Origin of the sequence: Lacticaseibacillus salsurivasis, from assembly GCF_036246225.1 — a bacterium.
Taxonomy (GTDB): Bacteria; Bacillota; Bacilli; order Lactobacillales; family Lactobacillaceae; genus Lacticaseibacillus; species Lacticaseibacillus salsurivasis.
On the sequence record NZ_BTTP01000014.1, the window covers coordinates 22048 to 35350 of the forward strand.

A 13303-nucleotide genomic window follows, 5' to 3' on the forward strand; every position below is an offset into this window, starting at 1 on the left:
ACGGTAATCGTTTTGCCGCCAAAGTGCAATCGATGTGCTTTGAACCACTTTTGCAAGGCTTAAGTATTTTTTCAAATTATCGGCCCATTTCGTCATACTTTCTTCACATTCAAGGATTACATTAGGAACCATAGAAATGAGCTACCCACTCATTTCCATACCCATACCCAACTTTTTCATTTTTACTCCTCCAAAGTAAAAATCACTCACCGGCCGCCCAGCCGGTGGGTCAATCCTTACTTGACCGTCGCCCACCCAGCGACGGCCATTTTTTTGGCAAAAAAACCGGCTCACCGGCGCCGTCAAGCGCTGATGAGCCGGTATTTTAGTCTCGCGGTAAGGCAGTTAGCGATTTTCCCGTTTCCGCCAGCCCCTCAGCCCAAGCAGCAGACCCAGCACGGCAAGGCCGCTGACCGTGAGCACGGAAGCATCTGCGTCGCCGGTCTTAGGTAGGGCCTTAGCTTGCTTGGCAGTGAGACCGGCAACTAGCGGCTGCTTTAGTGAAGACGTTTGTCCCTTCACTGCCGGTTTGGTGCCATCAGCCTGCGCCGCTGGCGTTGCTGTGTAGGTGACCAGCACTGTGACATTAGCCGGTACCAAAGTGGTAGCAGCTAACCCTTGCTGAGCTACCTGCTTAGGGTCGGCTGTATACCCGGCAAGCATCGGTGAGGTGACTGCGGCATAGCCTCCTTGAGGCGTGGCCACGGTCTCACCCGTGATGTCATCGGTCACGGTTTTCCAGGTGACCGTTTGGATCACCGCTTGCGGCGCCTTGCTTTGGTCGGCGCCCGCCATGTGATACAGGATAGTCCGCGTCGTGGTCACGGTGCCATACGTCAGTTTGTGGGTCAGGTGGACGGTCGCGGCGTTGGGCCCTGCGGCTAACTGCGCGGTCGCCTGCGAGGCTTGCCCGTCAACCAGCCGGTAGCCGGTTAACCCGCTCAAGTCGGCCTGATAAGTGACCGGTTCATCGGTCACGCCAGCGTAGGCTTGTGTTTTGACTGTTTCACCAGTGACGTCATCGACGTAATTCACCGTCAGCGTTGCCGCATTCGGCGTATACGTGACATGAACTGTGGTCGCAGTCGGCGCACTGGTCGGCGCCAAGTTCAATGGCGCGACCTGCTCAAGGTCTGCGGTGTAGCCGGTTAGCGTAGGCGTCACCACCGCGGCATAGCCTGACTGCGGCGTAGCTACGGTGTGGCCGGCTGCACCATCCGTGGTGGTTAGCCACTGCACGGTCTGCACGACTGGCGCTGGCGCCTTGCTTGGGTCACCGCCGGCCATTTGGTAAATGATGGTGCGCGTCGTGGTTGTCGCACCATGGTTCACCTGGTGGGTCAGGTGAATGGTCACAGTGCCGGAGGCGGCATTGAACTGATACGTGCAATGTGCAGGTTGCCCCTCAGCCAGCTGATAACCGGTCAGGCCAGCGAGGTCCGCCGCATAGCTAATGCTTTCATCGATGCTGCCAGGGTACGATTGGGTTTTGACCGTTTGCCCGGTGACATCATCGACATAGTTGATGGTCAAAAGTGCTGGATTCGGTGAATAAATCACCGTGGCTGTGGCATTGATTGGGGTCGTGGTGGCCCCTAAGCCCAGTTGCGCGACTTGCGCATGATCTGGGGTGTAGCCGCTAACGGTGGGACTGGTAACAGTCAAATAACCGCTTTGCGGGGTGGCCACCGTTTCACCGGTCACCTTGTCCGTCGTTGTGTGCCAGAGCACCGTCTGCACGACTGGCGCTGGCGCCTTGCTTGGATCACCGCCAGCCATTTGGTAAGTGATGGTCCGCGTTGTCGTGGTCTGACCATACGCCAGCTGATGCGTCAGGTGAATCACCACGGTGGTGCCACCAGCTGGGAGGTGCACCGTGCCTTGCGCGGTTTGGCCATCAGCCAACCGGTACCCGGTTAAGTGCGTCAAGTCCGCGGTGTAGCTGACGACAGCATCCGTCGTCCCGGCCACCGTCCCTGTCAAGACCTCCTTGCCGGTCACATCATCAAGATAAGTCAGCGTCAAGGTCGCATCGTTCGGGGTGTAGGTCACCATCACCGTGCTATCACCGGGCCGCTTAGTGGTTGCTCGCAGCGCCTGCCAGGCGACTGCCGGCGTGTCAGCGGTGTAGCCCGCCACCGTCGGGCTGGCCACTTCAGGGTAACCTGCTTGCGGGGTGGCCACGGTTTCCCCGGTTACTTCGTCTGTCGTGGTGTGCCAGGTGACGGTTTGCGTGATTGGCGCTGGCACCTTGCTTTGGTCGGTGCCGGCAATCACGTACTGGATAGTGCGGGTCGTCTGCAGTGTGCCGTCATTGACCTCATGCGTCAGGTGAACTTTCACCTCGCCAGTTGGTGCGAGCACTTGGTAGACCCCACCTGCCGCTTGCCCATCCGCTAACCGGTAACCCTTGAGGCCGCTCAGGTCAGCCTGGTAGGTGATGGTGCCATCGGTTTGACCAAGAAGCGTTTGTTGCTTGACCTCATCGCCTGTCACATCATCGACATAATGCACCTTCAGTAAAGCAGGATCTGGCGTGTAAAGCACGGTGGCTTCAGTGTTCTTCGGTGCATCAGTCGTCACGGCCAAGCCTAACTGGGCGATTGCAGTAGGATTTGGAGTGTAGCCCTTCACGGTTGGACTTACCACCGCGCCGTAACCATTTTGTGGGGTGGCGACGGTGACGCCGGTCACTTGATCGGTTGTGGTCAGCCAGCTGGCAATTTGCGTCACGGCCTTGGGCGCTTTGCTTTGGTCATCACCCGCGATGTGATAAGTGATGGTCCGGGTCGTGGTGGCCCGGCCATAGGTCAGCTCATGGGTGAGGTGAATGACGGCAATGTTCTGCGCCTCATCTGCCGTCAGCGTCATCGTGCCTTGCGCCGCTTGACCGTCTGCTAAGCGATAGCCGGTGAGCCCGGTGAAGTCAGCCGTGTAGGTCAACGCCTCATCGACTTTGCCCAAATATGGCGTGAACTTCACTTCTTGGCCATTCACATCATCCACGTACTGCACCACTAGCTTGGCGTCATTGGGGGTATAGGTCACCGTGACATCGCTGTTGGTGGGTGTTTGGGTGATGGCGACAAGTTTTTGCTTGGCGACTGCTAGCGTATCTGGCTTGTACCCCGTCACGATTGGGCTGACCGCAGCGGCATAGCCTGCTTGCGGCGTGGCAATCGTCTCACCGGTCAGCTGGTCCGTTGAAGTCAGCCATGCCACCGTCTGAATGGTGGCGGCTGGGGCTTTGCTTTGATTGGTACCACCCATCACGTAATGAATAGTGCGGGTGGTCGTCACGCTACCATGAGTAATCTCATGGCTGAGCTTAATCGTCAAGGTCGCTGCCCCATCGGCAGTCAACGCGTACACCCGAGTTGCGGTTTCTCCAGCCGCAAGCACATAGTGAGCAGGCACCTGAACTGTATACTCACCCGTGTCACCAACGTTGCCCTTAATTGCATCGGTCTTCACAATGCCACCGGTGATGGTGTCAACATATTGCACCGTTAATTGGGTCGAAAGTGGCTGCAGCTCGTACTGCAGGTAGCCATCCTCCGCCTCAGCACTCATCAAAACGGCGGGATTATCAGCCAAAGTGGCCAGCTTAGTTTTACCATCTTTGGCATACAAGGTGATTTTATTGTCGACGAACTTGTACCCCTGCGGTAAGAGTGCCTGATCCGCGGCGGATAGAGCGGCGGCAGTCGTTGGCAAGTTGGCGAAGACCCGATCCGTCTTTTCGGCCAGATTTTGCTTAAGATCAGGCAAAATGATGTACTGGTCTTGACCGTTGGCATCAACATAGTGCACCCGAGTCGTTAAATTGCTTTCGCGGGTAATCTTAATCGAAGCCGCTTGTTGCTGGGCCATCACCGCCAAGGATTGCGCGAAGAAGCCGGTTTGCAAATAACCCTCGGTCCCAATCTCTTCGCTGACCGGTAAGCTGGTAGCGCCGACCAGCGCGAGCCGCCCCGTCGAAGAGTTTGGCGCCAACGTGTCGACAGCAATGTAAACCGAGCGAATCGCGGACCAGTCGGTGACTTGGTCGGCGGTCACGTACCCGGTCAAGTCCATCTTAGTCTGTTCCTTGCTCAGATCGGCCTGGTTTGTGCTGTAATACACTGTGCCGGTGATTCCAGCCGGTAAGGTCACTGGGTCCGTGAGATTAAAGGTGTAGGTTGAGCCATTTTGGCCTGTCACTGGTAAATTAACTGCCATCCCCACCGGACCGTTGGCGATACCAGTGGTGTTGGCTAACGTCACATAGAACGTGAGCGGCTTGGTGCTGGTGCTGGCCAGACTAGCATTATCCGTTGGGTTCGCCTCATCACCTTGCGCCGAAGCGGCCCCGTAAACTGAGGAAACCGTGGTGATCGACCAAGGCTGCTTGTCGAGCAACACCGCATTGGCATCCCCAGCCGTTAATGACAGGTCGGTGACCTTACCCAAATACATATGGGGCTGAATCGTGGTGGTCGGCGAGGTCATATAAATTTCACCGTCGCTGGTCCCGGCTAACGCATCAGCCAGGTTGCGAAGGGTAATATAGCCGCCAGTACCGTAAGTCGTGGTGTTGACCGACTCGCCGGTGCCAGTGTAATCGAATTCGACCACGGTCCGGCCATCGTCCGCCTTGAATTGCGTGACGGTCGGGTGGCCAGGCGTAGTGGTGAGGCCCTGTTTATCATCAGCCGTGGTGAGATTAGTGGCCATATTTTCGATACTAGTATCTTTGGGCAACACAAAGTACAAGATGGGCTCGAAAACAGTATTCGCGGTATGCGGATAGTCACCAGACCCGGCCAGCTGCATGATGCCACCGATGGCCCCAGCCGATTTATCGTCTTGCCGCACTTGGCCACCAGCGAAAGCGAACGGCTCTTTGACCGTTTGCGTGAAATTGGCGCTACCGATTGTCGCCCCATTTTGCGCGACCGTCACTTGCGTCTTAAGTTGATCACCTACTTTAACAGCGGCGCCATCATCATAAGTCGCCGCTAAATGGCCCATCAGCGTAAAGTCGCCCACCGTCGCGCCGGCTTCAATCGTATTGGGCTGCAGCACTAATTGGCGAATCACGCCACTGCTGGTAATGGTGCCGCCGGCCGCCACGGTGCCAGTTTCAGTGGTGCCATCTTGCAAGGTCAAGGTATAAGCATAACTGGTGGTATCCGGCAGATAGCCCTTAGTCGAGTACTGAAGGGTTGGTACCTTCACCTGATTAACCGCCAAGCCGTTAGGAATCGTAGCTGTAATCGTGAGATCTTTAGCTGCGGCTGGTGCCTGATAAGTAAAGGAAAAACGGCCCAGGTTGGCCGGATCATTGCTGGTATCTTGATCCAACACCAGCTGTTCTGGCGTACTCGAACTATTGCCATTCACGGTGACCTTGGCCGCAGCCTCGCCGGTCTCATTCGCGCCCAGCAGTTGCTCGGTCCAAGCGGCATTAGCCGTGTAGGTCACGGTATCAGTGGGATCGTCACTATGTTGTTGCACCACAGTGGCGGCACCGCTGGCAGTGAGCGTCGATGTTGCCGCCGCTTGAGTGATGTCGTAAGCGCCGACTAACAAGTAGCCCCGCGGATTTTGCCAGCTCTGCAGGCCGGCGCCTTTAGGAGCCGTGATGATGATGGCATTGCCTTTGCCCCCAGGCTGCGTGATAGTGGTGCCATCGGTAAAGCCATTGATTTGTTTCGTTAAGGCTTCATTCAGCGTGAATCCGGTCGGCACCGGCAAAGTGATTGTGGTGCCATAATTAACCCCTGAATTGATCAGTGCAGAGTAATAGCGATCCTGCGTGTCAACCCCGGTGTTTTCATTCACCCGAAATTCATAGACATAATTTTGGTTGGGCAAAACCGCCGCGACGTCACCAGTTTGCGGATTAACCCGCGTTGGGGCGGTTGGCTTAGCCTGTGGGTTCACAATCTGGGTAAGCGAGAAGGTACCTTGCTGGACATCATTTTTAGTATAGGAGCCGGTCTGGGTCGTTGTGCCAATGTCAGGGGCTGGGGAGGCTTGGCCATTGTAAGTACTCTTAAGCGCCATGGTAATGGCTTGTTGGTAACTGCCAGCCGCTATGAAGTGATTGGTCACCACCAGCGAACCATCTTTAGCGGTCGACCGCGTGGTGGTACCTTGCGCGGCCGTCAGGGTGGTGACTTTGGCATTTTCAGCATTATCAATGACCGCCCCGCCAGCAGGAATCGTGATGGTGAAAGTATCCCCTGCCACTGCGTTCATCGAGAAGTTCACCACCAGGGTCGTGGCACCACTACCGTAACCAATCGTATCGGTGGAGGTGGTCACATTGGCATAGGCGTTGCTGGTCGTTGGCGTGCCAGCGGCAGCAGTCGCCGCTTGCGGGTCCGGCGTGTCAGCGCTGAGCTTGGCGGTGGTGGCTTTGGGGTTAGTCGCCGCGGCTGCTTTTGCCGAGCTGGTTGTGGTCGGGGTCGCCGCGGGGGTGGCGACTGCTGGGGCCGCCTGCACGGTCAGGGTGCCAGAGGTCACCGTCGCAGTAGTCACATCCACGCCAGGATTAGCGGCCTTCAGGTCAGCCAGCCCTTGGGCGCTTAATTTGACACGGTACGTACCAGCTTGGTCAGCCTCAACTTGCGTGTCGTCAAAGTCCTTGGCCGTCCAGGTCGGAGCCGTCAGGCCATCAACTTGGACCGGCATCACCACCTGCGCCAAGTCGGTCCCGACAGTGATGGTTTTGGCCTGAATCGCAACCGTCGCCGCTGCGGGCGTGGCCGTCGGCGTGGTGCTTGAAGCCGTTTGCGCATTTTGCGTGGTGGCGGTTGTTTGCGGCGCGTCACTGGCGGTATCCGCCTTGACGGTTAATTGCGGCGCCGCACTAAGTAAGCTGACAAACAGTAGACTAACCCCGGCGGTCAGCCAGACCTTGCCAACCTTATACATGCGAAAATGTTCCTTTTTTTCCGTGAGTGCTTGATTTAGTTGCCGATATGAACGATGTTGCATCGTAATCCCCCCAGCTCTAATCTGTTCTACATACATAGATTCAAGGTTATCCTAACATCATCGCCATCTATTGAAACGTCAATTTTGACAAATTCTATTATTAATAATTGAATTTGTTAAGAGGGCAAAAAAGCACCGCCGTGAGCTTGCTAGGGAAGCGCGGCAGTGCTTTTTTGACTGTTCTAATTCAGTTTAAACTTGTGATCGCCATCAAGCCGTTTGAATGAGATATCGGCTGGTGCGTTTCTCGAGCCAGGCTTGAACGGCTGTCAGCACGGTGGTCAGCATCAAGTACAGAAAGGCGACCAGGCTGTAGGACACCAACGGATTGTAGTACAGCGCAGCGAATTGCTGGCTGACTTGGAACATTTCGATGATGGTAATGCCGCTCGCCAAACTCGTATCTTTAATCAAGCTAATAAAGCTGTTGGACAGTGGCGGCAGGGCAATGCGCAGCGCCTGCGGGAAAACCACGAGGCGTAAAATCAAAGATTTTTTCATTCCTAATGCGCGTGCCGCTTCCCACTGCGTATCTGGCACCGACAAAATCGCCGCGCGGATGGTTTCTGAGGCATAAGCGCCGGTATTCAAGGCAAAAGTCAGAATCCCGGCGGTCCAAGCGTTCAATTCAACGATGGGGGCGCCATTGACCTTGAGGTAAGGCAAGCCGAAGAAGATCAGGAACAATTGAACCAAGAGCGGCGTGCCCCGGAAAACCCACACGTAAAACCAGCTCAGCCCCTTCAGGCCTTTCATCAGTGGCTTGCGCGATGGCGAAATCCGCACCAAGGCGACGAGTACTGCCAAAATCAGCCCTAACACAAATGAAATCAGGGTAATCGGGATTGTGTATTTCAACATCGCTACCAGTAAATCAGGTAGTGATTTGGTCACAATTTGCCATGCACTCATAAATAGCCTGCTATATAAAATGTGGAAGAATGTCTCTTTGACACCAATAAAGGTTTATATATTTCCTTTCTTGATTAACATCCGACATTTCACTTAGTCCCGTCAACATTGGTGTTCCCGCTCAGGTTTCAACCTTTGCGACATTGACCAACTCTTGAACTGTAAGGTACTAGCCATACCCTGAATGATTAACTTGCGTATTGAATCAAGTTCTCAATCGCATTTTCATCACGGCGCATCACTGCCCCGCATTGATAACACACATAGTCATTGTGACCGGTATGATGCTTTCGATTGCCATTGAGGCCAATCTTCTCATCGCCAGTCTTGATATAGCCACAGCGTGAGCAACGCTGCGTGCTCGGATAGAAGCGGTCAACCAAAACCAACTTTGTTCCAGTCCACACGCACTTGTACGCCATCATCTGCTTGAATTGACCAAACAACGAGCGCTGAAGGTTCTTCGCCAGATGCTTGTTCATCTTCATGTGCAGATTATCCAAGTCTTCAATGGCAATCACGTCATTCTCAGAAACTAGCTTAGTTGTAAACTTATTGAGCAAATCCGCTTGAATTCGCGTTACTTTCTGATAATCCCGCTTCAACTTGGTTCTCGTTGCGCGGTAATTATTGGACCGAAAATTCTTTGGATTCGCCAGCCGTTTACGTGCTAGCTGTCGTTGATAGGCGGTGATGCGCTGATATAAGTCAAGCAGCCGTTGAGGCAAAGTGTTGATTGCTTGATAGCCACCGACATCTTTGTAATCAAACCGAGCGATATTGGCATCAACACCTGTCACCTGATGACCGTGCTTCTCAATGATTCTCTCTGTGACATCAATCGACAAGCAGGCATAATACCCTTCCACTTCTTCAACTACCGTAACAAGCTTGAGCTCACCTTGCCACCGCGGTTTTTCAGCCAATCTGATGTCATACCAAGCCTGGCCACCGCGCGGTCGATCAAGGCGCAAGCGGCCGTTAACCACTTTGGCGCGATCCGTCTTAAAGCCGTTTTTTGAACGCTTTTTTGATTTGAATCGCGGCTTGGCATGGTTTGGCATCTTCGGGTTGAAATAGTTCTGCCAAGCCTTGGCTATGTCACTAACTGCTAGCTGGAGTACACGGGCAGATTGCAGGTATTGCCAATCTTGCTTATTCGCCACCAACTCATTGCGCACCTTACGCTCATTAGGCCGAGATAAAGGATCATCAAGAATGATTGATGCATCGTACATTTCGTTCCAAGTTTCTAACGCTTGGTTATAGCAATAACGCCGGTAATTGAACAGACTAGTCAAGACTTGGCGCATCGTTGCATTAGGATAGATTTTGATTTTGTGTGTTTTAATCATTCGCTTCACCCCCACTCGTCGTAAGATGAGACCACCTCAGTTTCATTCGCTTTTTCCGCCTCAGTCCTGCTTACAGCGACGGCCGAAAACGCGAATGGCACCGATGAAGTCTGACATCTCTGTCCTTTTGGGGGGAGAGCTAAAAGAAGTACTGGCGATTTACTCGAACCAACCAGGCCAAAACAAGGAAAGAAATCCATCGTGCAAACCGTGAGCAACGCTCCGTCCGCTTCCCCTCACATTTAAATTACGCAAAGAGACGGAAAGATGACGACAGTGGTGTATTCAGGGATCCGGTTGGTTTAAGCATGAGGACGCCTTCCACTAAATTATTGCGTCCTCGTTGTACCTTACTGTTACACGTAATTCGACATTGTTGATTGCAGTTTGAGCCTCCTTGGTTCTGCGTTCTAATTACTTGGTAATATCACTACCAAAATATTTCTTAGATAATTGACCTAACTGGCCGTTCTTGCGCAACTTTTCGATGGCCTGGGTCACCTTTTTCTGCAGCGTGCCTTCATCCTTACGCAGCAAGCCGCGCGCTGGGTTGGCCTTGAAGGCATTGCCGACGCTGATTAATTTGATATCAGCATTTGGCTTTTGCTTAAAATAGGAATAAAAGGCGGCGGCTTCGTTCACCGTACCTTCTGCACGGCCTTGTTCAATCAAGGTCACGGACTGGGCAAAGCCTTCAACTGGCACAATCACACCGCCCATTTTCTTGACGTTGGCGGCATTGTTCGAGGTCACGCTTTGGGCCATTTTCTTACCTTTGATATCGGTAATCGACTTGATCGTAGTGTTGTCTTTTTTGACCGCCAGCTGCGACTTGCCTGAGGTATAAGGCGCCGTGAAGCGATACTTCGCTGCGCGTTCTGGCGTCTTAGCGACGTTGTTCAAAATCAGATCATACTTGTTAACGTCCAGGCCCGCAATCAGCGAATCCCACTTGGTCTCCACGAACTTCGGCTTCAAATTGAGTTCTGCGGCAATCTTTTTGCCCAGTTCCACTTCAAAGCCGGTGAGCTTGCCGTTTTCATGGTAGCTATACGGCTGGTAGGTACCTTCCAGGCCGATGGTCAAGGTCTTCGGGGTGACGAGCTTCATGTCACTACCTGTATCCTTGCTGGCGGGTTTGCTGCCGCATGCGGCCAGGGCCCCCAAGAGCACCAGACTGGTCAAAGCAAGTAACCATTTTTTCATATTATTCTCCCCCGTTTCTGAAAATCAGTACTACCTATTATACACTGCTTACTTTTCGTAATCGAATCATTTCTCCTGATTCTCATGGTTTGATGAGAACCGCCTCACCTTCTCAACTCAAGCCGTGGTTGATTGATGACAGCTACCACCTGCCATACACTATAAGACGACCGGTTGAGGCGAATATTTGACCACTTACGGCCAAAGTGTTTTCCTTAGCGAATTTTAATGGTCTAATAAAGCTTGTCATCAGAAAGGAGCGCGGACAGCATGAAAATTAAATTCGAACAAGATCCGCGCTGGGTAGAACCAGAAGTCATTATTCGCAGCAACGATCCGAAGCTCGCCGCTAAACTAAAGGCTCAGCTAGATGCAACCGAGGCGACCTTGGCGGTGTATCAAGGGGCCAAAGAAAGCTACTTGCCATTATCAGCGATAATTTTTATTGAAACCGAGGACCGCCAGTTGCAAGTCCATACCAAAGATGATCTCTACCTCAGCAAAGAGCGGCTTTACACCCTAGCCGCCCGCTTACCCGGCACTTTTTTACAAGTCAGCAAATCGACGATTATCAATTTACTCGCCGTCAGCGCCTTGAACCGCTCGCTGTCCAACTGTTTGGTCAGCTTTGGCGGGACGCACAAACAGATTTACGCTTCGCGCCGCTACTACAAGCAGTTGACGGAACGTCTAGACGAAATGAGAGGACTTTAATATGAAAAAATATAATTGGCATAACTGGTTCTGGGGCTTGTTCTTCTTGGTGTGCGCCGGCGTGCTGGTCACTGCGCAACTAGGTATGTTCACCATCAATATTTCGTTTTGGCCACTCGTATGGGGCATGATTTTGGTTGCGGCTTTCCTCAAAAGCCTCGCCAGCCTCAGCTTCGTCGGCATGACGTTCAGCCTGAGTTTTCTCGGCATTCTCTTTGCCCAGCCGCTGGGGATTGAGCGGCTTGTACCTTGGACGCTGCTCGGGGCGGCAGCGCTGATTAGCATCGGGCTAGAACTCATCTTCCGTCCACTCAAGCCCAAGCACGAACATCATGGCACCTTGGTCGTCAACGATACCAGCTACTCACTCGGCGACTGGCACAAAGCCAACAAAGAGATCAAAGAAACGTATCAAGAAGACGATTCTCCAACCAATTTCGAGGTTAGTGTCCGCATGGGTAGCGCCGTCCGCTACGTGAATACCACCGACTTCCGCCACGCCCGCATTCGCGTCAATATGGGCGATGTCAAAGTCTACTTCGACAAGGCGCAAATCACCACCGAACCTGCAACGATTGAATTGCTGGGTCAAATCGGCGATGTTGATTTGTATATTCCAAAAGAATGGAATCTACAACCTAAGCTCCCGACTTTTGCCGTCGATTACTCCGAAAAAGGCGAAACGCCGGTGCCATCAGGGCCGGAGGTCTTGTTAACCGGCAACTTCCATGTCGGTGACGTCACGGTGCACTACATCTAATGAAGGAGGCCAATCATGGCCAAAACGCGTTCTCCTCAACTTATTCGCATGTTGGTACTCAAATTCGCCGGCACTTTTGGCAGTGGCATGCTGTCCTTTGCCATTGGCCTGTATATTCTCCATCGCACCGGCTCGGCGCTGAGCATGGGCGTCAGCATGATTTCCGGTCCCCTGGTGGCGCTGGTGATGATGCCCTTCGTTGGCTACGTAGTGGACACCTTTGCCCATCGCCGGGTCATGATTTTGGCCCAAATTGCCACCAGTATCGGCCTACTACTGTTCGGCCTCAGTTTTCAGCTCTGGCCCCAGGCGTACTATCCCGAACTGATCGTCCTCATCATCATTTTACAGATTACCGACAACTTTCTGAGTACCACGTTAACCGCCAGCCTAGTCCAACTTTTTGAAGGCGATGAACTGCAGCGCGTCAACTCCCTGAACCAGTCCATCACCTCGCTAGCGACCTTCTTGGCCCCGCTGCTCGGCGCCTTCGTCTACACGCTGGTGCCAATCAACGTGTTTGCCTACATTGAAATCGGCTTTGAGCTGGTGGCATTGGTTGCCATTCTCGGCTTAAAGTTCTCCGCCGCCGCGCAGGCCGAAGAAGCCGAACAAACCAAAACCTCGCTGTGGACGAACTTCAAAGGTGGCTTTCAGTTCCTGCTCCATCAGAAGCTCCTGCTGGTACTCACCACCTCTGGCGCGGTCATAAATTTGGTGTTCGCTGCCATCAACGTAGGCCTGCCCTACCTGCTGATTCAAACGCTCAAGCTGTCTGATCGCCAATACGGCTTCATCGATTCCGGCTTTGCCGTTGGGATGTTCCTCGGTGGTCTTTTGCTAGCGGCGGTCAAACTCAAGCGCCACCCGGTCACGGTGTCCTTTCTCAATATTGCCCTGCTCTCGGTCATCTTTATGACGACAGGGCTGCCGCCGTTGCTCGGCTTCTCCAAGCCGGTCATGACGGTCATCTACTTCACCCAAAGCCTCCTCAATGGCGCCGTGATCGTCTTCGTCAACACGCCACTGAACACCTTCATGCAGCAAATCATCCCCCACAAGATGCAAGGCCGGGTCTTTGCCTTGGACATGGCCATCAGCACTTTGCTCTCACCAATTGGTGTGGTGTTCTTCGGTGGGTTGTTCGATCACGTCCCCGCCGCCCAAATTTTCCTCGGCGCCGGCGCAGTACTGATTTTGATCACGGCAACCTTTGCTGGAATCATTGCCCAGCAGCAGTTGCTTAACCGGCCAGAGAATCTGGTCAAAGCTTAGTTCCGCCTCGACGAAAATGGCACCGCCTCGAATGTGAGGCGGTGCCATTTTGATTGTCTTTCGATTTCAGTCAAGGTGCGCTCCGGGGGGGCCA

At 53.5% G+C, this 13303-nt stretch carries 7 protein-coding genes; 3 read left to right on the forward strand and 4 right to left on the reverse strand.

Going from position 1 to position 13303, the window contains the following annotated elements; genetic code table 11:
- Positions 1-345 precede the first annotated feature (345 nt).
- From AAA927_RS09600 to AAA927_RS09615, 4 genes are all read right to left on the reverse strand, one after another.
- Entirely contained in the window at positions 346-6987 is a 6642-nt protein-coding gene (locus tag AAA927_RS09600; protein WP_338217670.1) for a mucin-binding protein, read from the reverse strand.
- Positions 6988-7197: 210 nt separating this feature from the next.
- The gene (locus AAA927_RS09605) at positions 7198-7899 is read right to left on the reverse strand and encodes an amino acid ABC transporter permease (protein WP_338217671.1); all 702 of its coding nucleotides are present in this window, start codon (positions 7897-7899) and stop codon (positions 7198-7200) included.
- A gap of 188 nt (positions 7900-8087) precedes the next feature.
- Entirely contained in the window at positions 8088-9254 is a 1167-nt protein-coding gene (locus tag AAA927_RS09610) for an RNA-guided endonuclease InsQ/TnpB family protein (RefSeq protein WP_338217672.1), read from the reverse strand.
- Between the two features lie 414 nt (positions 9255-9668).
- A complete protein-coding gene (locus tag AAA927_RS09615; protein ID WP_338217673.1) occupies positions 9669-10460 on the reverse strand; it encodes a transporter substrate-binding domain-containing protein in 792 nt (263 codons plus the stop codon).
- Positions 10461-10730: 270 nt separating this feature from the next.
- Here AAA927_RS09615 and AAA927_RS09620 point away from each other — a divergent pair, with 270 nt between their 5' ends.
- From AAA927_RS09620 to AAA927_RS09630, 3 genes are read left to right on the forward strand one after another with little or no spacing between them, the layout of a single operon-like run.
- Positions 10731-11174 (forward strand): LytTR family DNA-binding domain-containing protein, encoded by a 444-nt coding sequence (locus tag AAA927_RS09620; protein WP_338217674.1) that lies wholly within the window; start codon positions 10731-10733, stop codon positions 11172-11174.
- Position 11175: 1 nt separating this feature from the next.
- A complete protein-coding gene (locus AAA927_RS09625) occupies positions 11176-11934 on the forward strand; it encodes a LiaF transmembrane domain-containing protein (RefSeq protein WP_338217675.1) in 759 nt (252 codons plus the stop codon).
- A 15-nt stretch (positions 11935-11949) separates the two neighbouring features.
- Positions 11950-13209 carry an MFS transporter gene (locus tag AAA927_RS09630; RefSeq protein ID WP_338217676.1) on the forward strand — a complete coding sequence of 420 codons (1260 nt, stop codon included), beginning with the start codon at positions 11950-11952 and terminating at the stop codon, positions 13207-13209.
- Positions 13210-13303: the final 94 nt, after the last annotated feature.